Raw genomic sequence first — 14,754 nt, 5'->3', positions numbered from 1 at the left:
TTCTTTTACCTCTTACGCCAGACGCGGGTTAACTTTATCTGCATCGATGTTGAATTTGGTAATTGCTTCCGCAACCACTTTCTTATCGATTTCGCCACGTTTAGCCAGTTCGCCCAGCGCTGCTACCACCACATAAGAAGCATCAACTTCGAAGTGGTGACGCAGGTTTTCACGGCTGTCGGAGCGACCGAAGCCATCGGTACCCAGTACGCGGTAATCATCAGCCGGTACATAAGTACGAACCTGCTCGGCGAACAGTTTCATATAGTCAGTAGATGCCACTGCCGGCGCGTCGTTCATCACCTGAGCGATGTACGGAACGCGTGGTGTTTCCAGTGGGTGCAGCATGTTCCAGCGCTCACAATCCTGGCCATCACGCGCCAGTTCAGTGAAGGAGGTCACGCTGTACACGTCGGAACCGACACCGTAGTCGTTTGCCAGGATCTGCGCTGCTTCACGAACGTGACGCAGGATAGAACCGGAGCCCAACAGCTGAACTTTACCTTTGCTACCCGCAACGGTTTCGAGTTTGTAGATACCTTTACGGATACCTTCCTCGGCACCTTCCGGCATCGCCGGCATGTGGTAGTTTTCGTTCAGCGTGGTGATGTAGTAGTAAACGTTCTCTTGCGCTTCACCGTACATACGAACCAGACCGTCATGCATGATGACTGCCACTTCGTACGCGTAAGACGGGTCATAAGAGATACAGTTCGGGATAGTCAGAGACTGAATGTGGCTGTGGCCATCTTCGTGCTGCAGACCTTCGCCGTTCAGCGTTGTACGACCGGAAGTACCACCGACCAGGAAGCCGCGAGCCTGTTGGTCGCCAGCCTGCCAGCACAGGTCACCGATACGCTGGAAACCGAACATGGAGTAGTAAATGTAGAACGGAATCATCGGCAGGTTGTTGGTGCTGTAAGATGTTGCAGCAGCCAGCCAGGATGCGCCTGCGCCCAGCTCGTTGATACCTTCCTGCAGGATCTGACCTTTCTCGTCTTCTTTGTAGTATGCAACCTGCTCACGGTCCTGCGGGGTGTACTGCTGGCCGTTCGGGCTGTAAATACCAATCTGACGGAACAGACCTTCCATACCGAAAGTACGCGCTTCATCGGCGATGATTGGAACCAGACGATCTTTGATCGACTTGTTTTTCAGCATCACGTTCAGGGCACGAACGAAAGCGATAGTGGTAGAGATCTCTTTGTTCTGCTCTTCCAGCAGCTGGGAGAAATCTTCCAGAGCGGGCAGTTCCAGAGTCTCGGTGAAGTTCACCTGACGGGACGGCAGGTAGCCGTTCAGTTTCTGACGCTGTGCGTGCAGATAGGTGTGTTCTTCAGAGCCTTCCGGGAAGGTGATGTAAGACAGGTTTTCTACCTGCTCATCGGTCACTGGTACGTTGAAACGATCGCGGACGTAACGAACGCCGTCCATGTTCATTTTCTTCACCTGGTGCGCGATGTTTTTACCTTCGGCGGTGTCACCCATGCCATAACCTTTAACGGTATGCGCCAGGATAACAGTGGCTTTGCCTTTGGTGTCTTGTGCGTTTTTCAGTGCTGCGTAGACTTTCTTCGGATCGTGACCACCACGGTTCAGTGCCCAGATCTGATCGTCAGACCAGTCGGCAACCAGCGCTGCGGTTTCAGGGTATTTACCGAAGAAGTGCTCACGAACGTAGGCACCGTTTTTGGATTTGAAGGTCTGATAATCGCCATCAACAGTTTCCTGCATCAGCTGCATCAGTTTACCGCTGGTGTCTTTACGCAGCAGCTCATCCCAACGACCGCCCCACATCACTTTAACCACGTTCCAGCCAGCACCGCTGAAGATGCCTTCCAGTTCGTTGATGATCTTGCCGTTGCCGGTTACCGGACCATCCAGACGCTGCAGGTTACAGTTGATGATGAAGCACAGGTTGTCCAGTTTTTCACGGGTTGCGATAGTGATCGCACCTTTAGATTCTGGCTCATCCATCTCGCCGTCGCCCAGGAAGGCGTAAACGGTCTGCTGTGAGGTGTCTTTCAGGCCACGGTGTTCCAGATATTTCAGGAATTTAGCCTGGTAGATTGCACCGATTGGGCCCAGACCCATAGATACGGTCGGGAACTGCCAGAATTCTGGCATCAGTTTCGGGTGCGGATAAGAGGACAGACCTTTACCGTGAACTTCCTGACGGAAGTTGTTCATCTGCTCTTCAGTCAGACGACCTTCCAGGAACGCACGTGCGTAAACGCCCGGAGAGATGTGGCCCTGGAAGTACACCAGGTCGCCGCCGTCTTTCTCGGTGCGTGCGCGGAAGAAGTGGTTAAAGCACACTTCATAAACGGTCGCAGAAGACTGGAAGGAAGCCATGTGGCCACCCAGTTCCAGGTCTTTCTTGGATGCGCGCAGAACGGTCATGATCGCGTTCCAGCGAATTGCAGAACGGATACGGCGTTCCAGATCCAGATTGCCCGGATATTCCGGTTCGTCTTCAACGGCAATCGTGTTTACGTAGTTGCTAGCCCCTGCACCTGCTGCTACTTTCACGCCGCCTTTGCGGGCTTCTGAAAGCAACTCATTAATCAGATACTGAGCACGCTCAACACCTTCTTCACGGATGACCGATTCGATCGCTTGTAGCCAGTCGCGAGTTTCGATCGGATCCACGTCATTTTGGAGACGTTCTGACATGGGGGTATTCCTTATCTATCTAATACGTTGATTTGTCTGGAACCTGTCCCATTGTATTTTCGCCAGAAAATACAATAAGACAGGTTCTGCGTTTAGTTGCCGCGCTCTAAAAAAGGCGCTTAATCCTTTCTTTGCTGTATGCGACGCAGTGAACGTTCGCGACGCGATTGCTCACGGCTGCGGTCCAGCAAGATTTCCTCAATGAAAGCCAGGTGGCGGTGCGACGCTTCACGCGCATGCTCCGGTTCCCCGGCCATTATCGCCTCGAATACACGAGTACGATGGTTGCTGACCAGCGGAAGCATTTCCCGGCGGGCATACAACAATTCAAAATTTTGTCGAACATTCTGGGCCAGCATCGGTTCCATGCAGCGTAGCAGATGGAGGAGTACCACATTATGAGCCGCTTCGGTGACGGCAATTTGGTACTGGACGACGGCATCGGACTCGGCGTCGAGATCGCCTGATTCTTGTGCCCGTTCAATGGCCTGATGAAGCTCGCGAATACGTTCACGGTCTTCATCATTGCTGCGCAGTGCCGCATAATAAGCAGCGATACCTTCAAGCGCGTGACGGGTTTCAAGCAGGTCAAACTGGGATTCTGGGTGGTCAGATAGAAGCTCTACCAGCGGATCGCTGAAGCTCTGCCACAGGCTATTTTGAACAAAAGTTCCGCCGCCCTGGCGACGAAGCAGCAAGCCCTTGGCTTCGAGACGTTGAATCGCCTCACGCAGAGAGGGACGGGAAACATCGAACTGTTTAGCCAGTTCGCGTTCAGGCGGGAGTTTTTCACCGGGGCGCAGAGTCCCTTCGAGGATCAAAAATTCCAGCTGCTGCTCAATCACATCGGATAGTTTTGGTTGGCGAATTTTGCTGTAGGCCATATTCCCTGTCTTACGCCTTTTTGCCCGGAGTCAATTGGTCTTACCAATTTCATATTCGTATCGCTAAAGTAACAAAGTATTCACCTTCTGTCCATCGTGGTTTTGATTGAAATCAGTAAACCCTACACATTTTAACAACCTTACAGAAATAACGTTTCAGAAATGTAACTTTGCACAAATGAATTGGTTACCCATAAAGAGGCAGTTTTAACTTTAATGAAACGCGAAATACGCCATCTGAACCGATTCACCATGACAAATAATGAATTTTTAACCCCCTAATGAAGCATTTTTATTCTATACCCAGATAAAAGGGGTTAAAGGCAGCAACTTACAATTGCTTTCTTTTTATTCAACTCGTCATCGACCCTTTATAAAGCAGGTGCATTCGCGGTCGCTTACCACTATTCTGACGCTTACGGAAGACACCTTCCGTTTTTTAGGTCATTTGAACCGTAACGAAATAAATACATGAAATGGAATTTCATAATTACACACGCCATAGCGTGAACATAACAACCACACACGAGGTTTCACATAATGGAAGGTCAACAGCATGGCGATCAGCTGAAGCGCGGCCTTAAGAACCGCCATATTCAGCTTATTGCTCTGGGTGGCGCTATCGGCACCGGCCTGTTTCTGGGCAGCGCATCCGTTATTCAGTCAGCAGGCCCCGGCATTATTCTTGGCTACGCTATCGCCGGTTTTATCGCGTTCTTAATCATGCGTCAGTTAGGCGAAATGGTCGTCGAAGAGCCGGTAGCGGGTTCCTTCAGCCACTTTGCCTATAAATACTGGGGCGGTTTTGCCGGTTTCGCTTCCGGCTGGAACTACTGGGTGCTGTACGTTTTGGTCGCGATGGCTGAACTTACCGCCGTCGGGAAATACATCCAGTTCTGGTATCCGGAGATCCCAACCTGGGCTTCCGCTGCGGTCTTCTTTGTGCTGATCAACGCCATCAACCTGACCAACGTAAAAGTGTTCGGTGAGATGGAGTTCTGGTTCGCGATTATCAAAGTTATCGCCGTGGTAGCAATGATCATCTTCGGCGGCTGGTTACTGTTCAGCGGCAACGGCGGCCCTCAAGCCACCGTGCGCAACCTGTGGGAGCAAGGCGGGTTCCTGCCTCACGGCATGACTGGTCTGGTGATGATGATGGCGATCATTATGTTCTCGTTTGGCGGCCTTGAGCTGGTGGGTATTACCGCCGCAGAAGCCGATAACCCAGAGCAGAGCATTCCAAAAGCCACCAACCAGGTTATCTACCGTATTCTGATTTTCTATGTGGGTTCACTGGCCGTTCTGCTCTCTTTACTGCCATGGACACGCGTAACCGCTGACACCAGCCCGTTCGTGCTGATCTTCCATGAGCTGGGCGACACCTTCGTGGCAAACGCCCTGAACGTCGTCGTGCTCACCGCAGCGCTGTCCGTTTATAACAGCTGCGTGTACTGCAACAGCCGTATGCTGTTTGGTCTGGCTCAACAGGGTAACGCGCCAAAAGCGCTGCTGAATCTGGATAAGCGTGGCGTACCGGTGAACACCATTCTGGTTTCCGCGGTGGTGACAGCCCTTTGCGTACTGATTAACTATTTGGCACCGGAATCAGCGTTCGGTCTGCTGATGGCGCTGGTTGTCTCTGCGCTTGTTATCAACTGGGCGATGATCAGCCTGGCCCACATCAAGTTCCGTCGTGCCAAGCAGCAGCAGGGCGTGAAAACGCGTTTCCCTGCCCTGTTCTACCCCGTCGGAAACTGGGTTTGCCTGGTGTTTATGGCGGCAGTGCTGGTGATCATGCTGATGACGCCGGGTATGGCGATCTCCGTTTATCTGATCCCGGTTTGGGTCGTTATCCTGGGTATTGGCTATCTGTTCAAACAGAAGAACGCGAAAGCCGTTAAAGCGCATTAATCTCGTCTGACTCAGTGCCCGGCCTCGGGCACTGAGCGTGTTACCTGCCTCACAAATTCTCACCCACAGCGATTTCATCCATATCACCGCCTTTATCTTGCTACGCAAATATTCATTTGCCAGCAAATAATTCTCTCCATACTGCAATTCGGAGAGCTGTCGATGAATAACAATAAACTGTCAGTCAAAGAAAAGATCGGCTATGGGATGGGCGACGCGGGATGCAACATCATCTTCGGCGCCATAATGTTGTTTGTTAACTATTTTTATACGGATATTTTCGGGCTCGCGCCTGCGCTGGTCGGCGTTTTACTGCTCTCGGTACGCGTCATCGATGCCATCACTGACCCGATCATGGGTGCGATTGCGGACCGTACCCGCAGTAAATATGGTCGATTTCGTCCATGGCTGCTGTGGATTGCCTTCCCCTACGCCCTGTTCAGCGTGCTGATGTTCACGACGCCAGAATGGACGTACAACAGCAAAGTTATCTATGCCTTTGTCACTTATTTCCTGCTCTCGCTCACCTATACCGCCATCAATATTCCTTACTGCTCGTTAGGCAGCGTGATCACCAACGATCCCAAAGAGCGCGTGGCGTGCCAGTCCTATCGCTTCGTGATGGTCGGCATTGCCACTCTGCTACTGTCTTTAACGTTGTTACCGATGGTGGAGTATTTCGGTGGGGATAACAAAGCCAAGGGCTACCAGATGGCGATGACCGTGCTAGCGCTTATCGGCACCTGTATGTTCCTGTTCAGCTTCGCAACCGTGCGGGAACGTATTCGCCCGGCGGTTCAAACCAACGACGAACTGAAAAACGATCTGAAAGACGCGTGGAAAAACGATCAGTGGGTGCGCATTTTGCTGCTGACGTTATGCAACGTCTGTCCGGGCTTTATCCGCATGGCGGCGACGATGTATTACGTCACCTGGGTCATGGGGCAAAGCACCCATTTCGCGACGCTGTTTATCAGCCTTGGCGTCGTCGGGATGATGCTCGGAAGCATGCTGGCGAAGGTCCTGACCGACCGCTGGTGTAAACTGAAAGTGTTCTTCTGGACCAATATCGCGCTCGCGATTTTCTCCTGCGCGTTTTATTTCTTCGATCCCAAAGCCACGACGACGATTGTCGTGCTCTACTTCCTGCTGAACATTCTGCATCAGATCCCTTCCCCGCTGCACTGGTCGCTGATGGCGGATGTGGACGATTACGGCGAGTGGAAAACCGGCAAACGCATCACCGGGATCAGCTTCTCCGGCAACATTTTCTTCCTGAAACTGGGGCTGGCGATTGCTGGTGCGATGGTGGGCTTTTTGCTCTCCTGGTACGGCTATGATGCCGGTGCAAAAGCGCAAAGCGCGGATGCCATCAACGGCATCGTGTTGCTCTTTACCGTGATTCCGGGCGTGGGTTATCTGCTCACAGCGGGTGTGGTACGCCTGTTGAAAGTGGATCGTGAAACGATGAAGCAAATTCAGGAAGACCTTGAGAAGCGCCGCACCAACTATCGCGAGCTGAGCGACTATCAGGAACTGAAAACGGCTGAGACAAAATAAGGAAGCCCCATGCGTAACTGGCCAAATCCCTTTATTGAACAACGTGCTGACCCGTATATTTTGCATCATGAGGGGCAATACTATTTCATCGCCTCCGTGCCAGAGTACGACAGGCTGACCCTTCGCCGCGCCGACTCGCTAGAAGGATTGCGCAGCGCGGAGGAAGTCGTGGTGTGGCACAAACCGGACACCGGCCCGATGAGTGAGCTCATTTGGGCCCCGGAACTGCACCACATCGAAGGAAAGTGGTACATCTATTTTGCCGCGACCCACACTCAAGCGCTGGATAAGCTGGGTATGTTCCAGCACCGAATGTTTGCGCTTGAAGGCACAGGCGACGATCCGCTTAACGCACGGTGGATCGAGAAAGGACAAATCAAAACGCCGTTTGATACCTTTGCGCTCGACGCCACCACCTTTGTTCATCAGGGTAAGCGCTGGTATCTGTGGGCGCAGAAAGCCCCGGATATCTCGGGTAATTCCAATCTGTATCTGTGCGAAATGGAAAATCCATGGACGCTGAAATGCGATCCCGTGATGCTGAGTAAACCGGAGTATGACTGGGAATGCCGCGGATTTTGGGTTAACGAAGGTCCGGCGGTTTTAGTGCACGGCAACAAACTGTTTGTCAGCTATTCCGCCAGTGCGACGGATGAGAATTACTGCATGGGGCTGCTGTGGATAGACATGAATGCCGATCCTAAGAACCCGCAAAACTGGCACAAAGTGCCGCGTCCTGTGTTCACCACCAGCTACGAAAATCGTCAGTACGGGCCGGGGCATAACAGCTTCACGCAGACGCCGGGTGGAGAAGACGTGTTGGTGTATCACGCGCGAAATTACACCGAAATTGAAGGCGATCCGCTGTACGATCCCAACCGTCATACCCGTCTGAAATTGGTTCGCTGGGACAAAAACGGGATGCCCGATTTTGGCATCCCGCCCGCAGATACGCTTTAATTGACGCGGTGCGCTGGGTTAAACCAGCGTACCGTAGATGGTCAACAGCGCGACCAGCACCACAATCACAAACGAGGTTTTCTTCGCCATCGACACCGCCGCTTTTGGGGTCTCGACTTTATCCGTATGCGGTTCGCGCGCGAGTGAGAATTGCGCCAGACGGGTTAGTACCTGATATTGCGACGTATGGCGATCGGCAAGGGACGCAAACCACGCCGGAAGCGCTTTCTCGCCGTGACCAATCAACGCATACACTACGCCCACCAGACGCACCGGCAGCCAGTCCAGCACATGAAGAATACCGTCGATACCGGATTGCAAACGTTCATGGGGCGTCAGGTAGCGGGCAAGCCACGTCTGCCAGGCGCGTAAAAATGCATAGCCCATCAGCAACACTGGGCCCCACGCCCCGCCCGCCACGAACCAGAACAGCGGCGCAAGATAGTAGCGGAAGTTAATCCACAGCAGGGCGTTTTGCAGCTCGCGTAAATAATCGCGTTCGTTGCAATCGGGCGGTACGCCATGGATCAGCGTCAGCTCGCTCGCCATCGCGCCGCGCGCATGGCTGTCATCACGCGAAGCCGCTTTCAGGTAGGCGTGATAGTGCAAACGCACTTTCCCCGCACCGATACACAGCACGCCGAGCAGGATCCAGACCACCAAAAGCGGGACGTTGAAAAACAGACCATACAGCGCGCGCAGTAGCAGGTAAACAGCACCCATGACGACAGCCGTCATCAGGATCGTGCGCAACATTGAAAAGTGCTTAATCCGACGGAACAGCACTTCCATCCGGTGATCCAAATGCCAGTGTTCGCCCAGTTTGAACAACCGTTCAGCGATCATCACCAGCAGCATGGTGAACAACGTCATGTCATCTCCTTGTCTGACGAAGCGGTAAGCATGGCGCGAAACCTGGACCAGTCAAAAGCCGGTCCTGGATCGGTTTTTCTCACCGGCGCGATATCGCTATGCCCAGTGATATTGTCGGAAATTGTTGGATAGCGGGCGATCAATTTTCGCGTCACCGCACACAGTGCCTGATACTGCGCATCGGTGTAAGGCGTGGTATCCGTGCCTTCCAGCTCAATACCAATCGAAAAATCATTGCATTTCTCACGCCCACAGTACGACGACACACCGGCGTGCCAAGCGCGTTTATCAAAAGGAACATACTGGACGATTTCACCGTCGCGGCGAATCAGACAATGGGCCGAAACGCGCAGGTGCGCGATCTCAGCAAAAAAGGGATGAGCGTTGGGATCAATTGTTCCAGTGAATAATGCGTCTATCCACGGACCACCAAATTCGCCAGGTGGCAGGCTAATGTTATGGACCACCAGCAGTGAGGGCGATTCGTCCTCCGGGCGGCAATCATGGTGCGGCGAAGGTACATGCCGCGCGTCCACCAGCCATCCGTTTTGTAACTGCATGCTGGCTCTCCTTATATATGGTGCTGATACTCGGTTCAGAGTAGCATGTTTCAATCTTATGATTCGTTACCAATTTGGAGTTTTATCATGCCGCCTCGCCGTTACAACCCCGACCACCGACGTGACGCGCTTCTGGAACGTATTAACCTTGATATCCCGGAAAGCGTGGCTCAGGCACTACGCGAAGATTTGGGTGGTGAGGTGAATGCGGATAACGATATTACCGCACAATTGTTGCCAAAAGAGACACGCTCGCACGCGGTGATCATCACCCGTGAAGACGGCATCTTTTGCGGTAAACGCTGGGTTGAAGAGGTCTTCACTCAGTTGGCTGGCGATAACGTAAAAGTGACGTGGCATGTGGAAGATGGTGCCAGCATCACAGCGAATCAGCCTCTTTTTGAGCTCGAGGGCCCTTCCCGCGTGCTGCTGACAGGTGAGCGCACGGCGTTAAACTTTGTCCAGACGCTGTCCGGCGTGGCCAGTGAAGTTCGCCGCTACGTTGATCTGCTGGCAGGCACGAAAACTCAGCTGCTGGATACCCGCAAAACGCTGCCAGGCCTGCGTACGGCGCTGAAATACGCAGTGTTATGCGGCGGCGGCGCTAACCATCGCTTAGGTTTATCCGATGCGTTTCTGATTAAAGAAAATCACATTATTGCCTCAGGATCCGTGCGTCAGGCCGTTGAAAAAGCCTTCTGGCTGCATCCGGATGTGCCTGTCGAAGTGGAAGTGGAAAACATGGAAGAGCTTGATGCCGCCATTAAAGCGGGTGCCGATATCATCATGCTGGATAACTTCGAAACGGAACAAATGCGCGAAGCGGTTAAACGCACCAATGGCCAGGCGCAGCTTGAAGTCTCGGGTAATGTCACGCAGGAAACCCTCCGCGCGTTTGCTGAAACAGGCGTAGATTTCATCTCCGTCGGCGCGCTGACCAAGCACGTGCAGGCGCTTGACCTCTCCATGCGTTTCAAATAATCAGCATTGTGATCCTCTTTTTCGGGAGAGGATCACAAGACGTTCTCGATACCCCTCGCAAAATTTTTACATCTTATTGTAACCGCCGCTTAATCTTCTGAATCCGCCTTCACAATCCGTTTTTTGCCGCTCGTTTCTCTTCTTCGGAACTGCCACATTTGCTCCACTTATTTAAGGAGCAGACATGAACAGACAAAAAGGATTCACGCTCATTGAGCTAATGGTGGTCATCGGCATTATTGCCATTCTCAGCGCCATCGGCGTGCCCGCATACCAAAACTATCTTCGCAAAGCTGCACTCACGGACATGCTGCAAACCTTTGTCCCCTATCGCACAGCGGTCGAACTTTGTGCGCTCGATCATGGCGGTGTCGAGACGTGTGATGCCAGCGTAAACGGCATCCCCTCGCCTACCACCACGCGCTATGTCTCCGCCATGAGCGTCGCGAAAGGCACGGTTGGATTAACCGGTCAGGAGAGCCTCAACGGTTTGGAAGTGGTCATGACGCCAATCTGGGACAATGGCAACGGCATCACCGGCTGGACGCGCAACTGCAACATCAGCGATGACAGCGCGCTCAAACAGGCCTGCGAAGACGTCTTCCGCTTTGATAATAATTGAGGAAGCGAACGATGAATTCGGAACAACTGGTCATGCTGTGCCAGCGTCATCATGCGCTTATTCTCAGTAGCGACGCTGAAATGGTGAGTATTGCCGTGGCGGGAACCCCTGCTGCGGAAATGATGGAGGCCCTGCGATTCGCCACACAAAAACGGATCGATATTCAATGCTGGACGGCAGAGCGCATGGAAAAGCATCAGCAAATGTCTTCGACATCGAATTTGCCCGTCATTTCGCAGGATACAAGCCTGGCGGCGGATATTCTTAACCGAACGCTTTTACAAGCACTCAGCCAGCGAGCCTCCGATATCCACGTTGAGCCAGCCGGGAATGCCTGGCAAATCCGCTTGCGCATTGACGGCGTCTTATACCCGCAGCCCCCGCTAAATGCGGCGATAGGTACCACCCTGATTGCTCGATTAAAGGTGCTGGGTAATCTGGATATCGCCGAGCGACGTTTACCGCAGGATGGTCAGTTTACCGTCGAGCTGTCGGGAGTATCGGTCTCTTTTCGCATCGCCACGTTACCCTGCCGCGGTGGAGAAAAAATTGTGTTGCGGCTTTTACATCAGGTGCAGCAGGCGCTGGAACTTGAGACATTGGGTATGACGACAGCCCAGCTTGCCCACTTCGAGCAAGCGCTCCAGCAACCGCAGGGATTACTGTTGGTAACCGGCCCCACGGGCAGCGGCAAAACCGTAACGCTCTACAGCGCACTTCAAGCCCGTAATACACAAGACGTGAATCTGTGCAGCGTAGAAGATCCCATTGAAATCCCTCTCGCTGGGCTGAATCAAACACAAATCAACCCTCGAGCGGGCCTAACCTTTCAAAGCGTATTACGGGCACTTTTACGTCAGGATCCTGACATCATCATGGTGGGGGAAATCCGTGACGGCGAAACGGCGGAGATTGCTATCAATGCTGCCCAGACAGGCCATCTGGTGCTCTCGACGTTACACACCAACTCCACCCTTGAGACGCTGGTGCGGCTTCAGCAGATGGGCGTTGCACGCTGGATGGTTTCCTCTGCGCTTACGCTGGTGATCGCTCAACGTCTAGTCCGCCGCCTTTGTCCTCATTGTACGAAAGAGACCCATCAGGAAACGCTCATCCCGCATAACATCTGGCCGCGACAGCTACCTCACTGGCAACCGACGGGATGCGATCGTTGTTATCACGGTTTTTACGGCCGCGTTGCCCTGTTTGAAGTCCTGGCTATTAACAGCGACATCCGCCAGGCCATTGCCAGCGGCGCCTCCGTTGAAGAGGTCGAAATCAAGGCAAAAAAGACCGGCATGACAACGCTTTTCGAACATGGCTGCATGGCCGTTGAGAAAGGGCAAACCACCTTTGAAGAATTGATCCGCGTGTTGGGGTTACCGAATGGCTGCTAATCATCTTTGGCGCTGGCGCGCGATGACTGCCGAGGGCGAGCTTCAACAAGGGACGCTATTAGCCATTGATCGCCAGGCAGCAATCACCCGATTATCACTCAAAGCACTTTACCCACTTCGGCTCACGCGCAGCCCTCTGCACCAGCAGTGGCAGTCTCATCATTGCTACGAGATTTTTCGACAACTGGCTACCCTGCTCCAGGCTGGTCTCACGCTTGCCTACAGCCTGCAAATGTTGGCTGAGCAGCATCCCGTTAAACAGTGGCAGGCACTGCTTAACAACCTTGCTGACGATCTCAGCGAAGGCTGCGCCTTCTCCGATGCTTTAAAGAAATGGCCAGACGTATTTAGCCCGCTTTATGTCTCCATGATGAAAACCGGGGAGCTGACAGGCAAGCTGGAAGAATGTTGCCGGCAGTTAGCGCAGCAACAAAAATTGCAGCAACAGCTTAGCGCGAAGGTGAAAAAAGCACTGCGCTATCCGATGATCATTCTCGCGCTGGCTGTGGTCGTGGTACTGGCGATGGTGACGTTCGTCCTGCCGGAATTTGCGGCTATTTATAAAACATTTAATACACCGCTTCCTATGCTCACACAGTGGGTGATGGGTTTTGCGACTTTCGTACGCCAGCAAGCCATTGCTCTCATCCTTGCGTTATTTTTACCCGTCATCGTGATGCGTTGCCTACGGCATCATCTCGGCTGGCAGCGATTCTGTCAGCGTTTTTTACTGCGTATCCCAATTATGGGATCGCTGGCTCGTGGACAAAAACTCAGTCAGATTTTTACCGTGTTGTCGCTGACCCAGCAGGCGGGCATTGCGTTTTTACAGGGGCTGGAAAGTTCTCAAGAGTCCGTTGAGGGGGTGTACTGGCAGGAGATCCTGAAAGGGGTCAGGGATCGCGTTACGCAGGGGGACCCAATATGGTCGTCATTAACGAAAGCAGGGATCTTCACGCCCTTATGCATCCAGCTTGTGCGAACAGGAGAGGTGTCCGGTTCCCTTGATAGCATGCTGGTCAATCTTGCCCGTCATCATAATGAACAAACATTTCAGCAGGCCGACGACCTGGCCTCGCTGTTAGAACCCCTGCTGCTCATCGTGACCGGGTTAATAATCGGAACGCTGGTGGTGGCGATGTATCTCCCTATTTTCCATTTAGGCGATGCGATGAGTGCAGGATAAAGCTGGCACACGGGCGTGCGCCAGCGGAGCAAAGCAATTACAGGCTGTTGAAAATGCGGTTTTCCTGTTCCTGAACGCGAATAAACGTTGTGCGTTTAGTCAGCTCTTTCAGTCGTGATGCCCCCACGTAGGTACAGGCAGAACGCAGGCCACCCATAACGTCGCGGGCGGTATTTTCAACTGGGCCACGCAATGGTAGCTTCACGGTTTTACCTTCCGCGGCGCGATACTGCGCAACACCACCGACGTGGCGGTTCATTGCTGATTCAGAGCTCATGCCGTAGAAGAGCATAAATTTCTCGCCGTTTTCTTCAACGACTGTGCCGCCGCTCTCTTCATGACCGGCCAGCATCCCGCCCAGCATCACGAAATCTGCGCCGCCGCCAAAGGCTTTGGCAACATCACCAGGCATGGTGCAGCCGCCGTCACTAATGATCTGACCACCAAGGCCGTGAGCGGCATCAGCACATTCAATCACGGCGGACAGCTGAGGATAGCCAACACCGGTTTTGACGCGTGTAGTACACACAGAGCCAGGACCAATGCCGACTTTCACAATATCCGCGCCAGCCAGAATCAACTCTTCGCACATCTCACCGGTCACGACATTGCCAGCGATGATGGTTTTATCAGGCCATGCTTCACGTGCTTTGCTAACAAACTGCACGAAATGCTCGGAATACCCGTTAGCCACATCGATGCACAGGAAATTCAGTGCCGGATTCGCAATCAGAATTTGTTTGGTTTTCTCGAAATCAGTATCAGAGGTGCCGGTTGAGACCATCACATGTTTGAGCACATCTGCGGAAGCTGAAGCGGCAAAGGCATTCCATTCTTCAACGCTATAGTGTTTGTGCACTGCGGTCAGGATATCGAACGACGCCAATGCCGTTGCCATCGCGAAGGTACCCACGGTATCCATATTGGCGGCAATGATAGGAACACCAGACCAGGTCTGACCGGAATGTTTAAAGGTGAATTGGCGTTCGAGTTCAACGTCTGAGCGACTTTTCAGTGTAGAGCGTTTAGGGCGGATAAGAACGTCTTTAAAACCTAACTTCAGATCTTCTTCGATACGCATGCGGGGATTCCTGGGGTTAGAGGCAAAAAAGTGTAAAGCACAACTCCAGTGACGTTATCATAC

The 14,754-nt window shown here is 52.9% G+C and carries 12 protein-coding genes; 7 read left to right on the top strand and 5 right to left on the bottom strand.

Annotated features, from left to right (window positions below; genetic code table 11):
• Nucleotides 1-12: 12 nt before the first annotated feature.
• Nucleotides 13-2,676 (bottom strand): pyruvate dehydrogenase (acetyl-transferring), homodimeric type, encoded by a 2,664-nt coding sequence (aceE, locus tag AC07RN_RS12640; RefSeq protein WP_012016068.1) that lies wholly within the window; start codon nt 2,674-2,676, stop codon nt 13-15.
• A 119-nt stretch (nt 2,677-2,795) separates the two neighbouring features.
• A complete protein-coding gene (gene pdhR, locus AC07RN_RS12635) occupies nt 2,796-3,560 on the bottom strand; it encodes a pyruvate dehydrogenase complex transcriptional repressor PdhR (protein WP_012016067.1) in 765 nt (254 codons plus the stop codon).
• Between the two features lie 537 nt (nt 3,561-4,097).
• Between pdhR and aroP the strand changes: the two genes are divergently transcribed.
• The 3 genes from aroP (at nt 4,098) to AC07RN_RS12620 (ending at nt 7,991) form a co-directional block, all read left to right on the top strand.
• On the top strand, nt 4,098-5,471 hold the full coding sequence (gene aroP, locus AC07RN_RS12630; RefSeq protein ID WP_190275379.1) for an aromatic amino acid transporter AroP: 1,374 nt from the start codon (nt 4,098-4,100) through the stop codon (nt 5,469-5,471).
• 162 nt (nt 5,472-5,633) lie between these two features.
• The gene (locus tag AC07RN_RS12625) at nt 5,634-7,031 is read left to right on the top strand and encodes a glycoside-pentoside-hexuronide (GPH):cation symporter (RefSeq protein WP_012016065.1); all 1,398 of its coding nucleotides are present in this window, start codon (nt 5,634-5,636) and stop codon (nt 7,029-7,031) included.
• A gap of 9 nt (nt 7,032-7,040) precedes the next feature.
• Nucleotides 7,041-7,991 (top strand): glycoside hydrolase family 43 protein, encoded by a 951-nt coding sequence (locus tag AC07RN_RS12620; protein WP_478336512.1) that lies wholly within the window; start codon nt 7,041-7,043, stop codon nt 7,989-7,991.
• Nucleotides 7,992-8,009: 18 nt separating this feature from the next.
• On the opposite strand, the gene ampE is transcribed toward AC07RN_RS12620, so the two are convergent.
• Both ampE and ampD read right to left on the bottom strand, forming a co-directional pair.
• Entirely contained in the window at nt 8,010-8,864 is an 855-nt protein-coding gene (ampE, locus tag AC07RN_RS12615) for a beta-lactamase regulator AmpE (protein WP_263093997.1), read from the bottom strand.
• On the bottom strand, nt 8,861-9,424 hold the full coding sequence (ampD, locus tag AC07RN_RS12610) for a 1,6-anhydro-N-acetylmuramyl-L-alanine amidase AmpD (RefSeq protein ID WP_478336511.1): 564 nt from the start codon (nt 9,422-9,424) through the stop codon (nt 8,861-8,863). The genes ampE and ampD overlap by 4 nt, the downstream gene beginning before the upstream one ends.
• Nucleotides 9,425-9,511: 87 nt before the next feature.
• On the opposite strand from ampD, the gene nadC reads away from it, so the two are divergent.
• The 4 genes from nadC to hofC all read left to right on the top strand — a co-directional run bounded on the left by nadC (nt 9,512) and on the right by hofC (nt 13,610).
• The gene (gene nadC / locus AC07RN_RS12605) at nt 9,512-10,405 is read left to right on the top strand and encodes a carboxylating nicotinate-nucleotide diphosphorylase (RefSeq protein WP_478336510.1); all 894 of its coding nucleotides are present in this window, start codon (nt 9,512-9,514) and stop codon (nt 10,403-10,405) included.
• 184 nt (nt 10,406-10,589) lie between these two features.
• On the top strand, nt 10,590-11,027 hold the full coding sequence (gene ppdD / locus AC07RN_RS12600; protein WP_012016060.1) for a prepilin peptidase-dependent pilin: 438 nt from the start codon (nt 10,590-10,592) through the stop codon (nt 11,025-11,027).
• 11 nt (nt 11,028-11,038) lie between these two features.
• The gene (gene gspE / locus AC07RN_RS12595; protein ID WP_478336509.1) at nt 11,039-12,424 is read left to right on the top strand and encodes a type II secretion system protein GspE; all 1,386 of its coding nucleotides are present in this window, start codon (nt 11,039-11,041) and stop codon (nt 12,422-12,424) included.
• Nucleotides 12,414-13,610, top strand: a complete 1,197-nt coding sequence (gene hofC / locus AC07RN_RS12590) for a protein transport protein HofC (protein WP_478336508.1) — start codon at nt 12,414-12,416, stop codon at nt 13,608-13,610. Before gspE ends, hofC begins: the two co-directional genes overlap by 11 nt.
• A 37-nt stretch (nt 13,611-13,647) precedes the next feature.
• Here the strand turns inward: hofC and AC07RN_RS12585 are convergent, their stop codons facing one another.
• Nucleotides 13,648-14,691 (bottom strand): GMP reductase, encoded by a 1,044-nt coding sequence (locus tag AC07RN_RS12585; protein WP_012016057.1) that lies wholly within the window; start codon nt 14,689-14,691, stop codon nt 13,648-13,650.
• Nucleotides 14,692-14,754: the final 63 nt, after the last annotated feature.

It is taken from the genome of Lelliottia sp. GFLA7 (assembly GCF_056490165.1).
This window is presented reverse-complemented; position numbering and strand designations above follow the sequence as displayed.

Excerpts from the sequence above, each read along its gene's own strand:
- ppdD (WP_012016060.1), top strand. The coding sequence starts at position 10,590 with ATGAACAGACAAAAAGGATTCACGCTCATTGAGCTAATGGTGGTCATC.
- hofC (WP_478336508.1), top strand. The coding sequence starts at position 12,414 with ATGGCTGCTAATCATCTTTGGCGCTGGCGCGCGATGACTGCCGAGGGC.
- ampD (WP_478336511.1), bottom strand. The coding sequence starts at position 9,424 with ATGCAGTTACAAAACGGATGGCTGGTGGACGCGCGGCATGTACCTTCG.
- ampE (WP_263093997.1), bottom strand. The coding sequence starts at position 8,864 with ATGACGTTGTTCACCATGCTGCTGGTGATGATCGCTGAACGGTTGTTC.
- AC07RN_RS12620 (WP_478336512.1), top strand. The coding sequence starts at position 7,041 with ATGCGTAACTGGCCAAATCCCTTTATTGAACAACGTGCTGACCCGTAT.
- AC07RN_RS12625 (WP_012016065.1), top strand. The coding sequence starts at position 5,634 with ATGAATAACAATAAACTGTCAGTCAAAGAAAAGATCGGCTATGGGATG.
- pdhR (WP_012016067.1), bottom strand. The coding sequence starts at position 3,560 with ATGGCCTACAGCAAAATTCGCCAACCAAAACTATCCGATGTGATTGAG.
- gspE (WP_478336509.1), top strand. The coding sequence starts at position 11,039 with ATGAATTCGGAACAACTGGTCATGCTGTGCCAGCGTCATCATGCGCTT.
- nadC (WP_478336510.1), top strand. The coding sequence starts at position 9,512 with ATGCCGCCTCGCCGTTACAACCCCGACCACCGACGTGACGCGCTTCTG.
- aceE (WP_012016068.1), bottom strand. The coding sequence starts at position 2,676 with ATGTCAGAACGTCTCCAAAATGACGTGGATCCGATCGAAACTCGCGAC.
- AC07RN_RS12585 (WP_012016057.1), bottom strand. The coding sequence starts at position 14,691 with ATGCGTATCGAAGAAGATCTGAAGTTAGGTTTTAAAGACGTTCTTATC.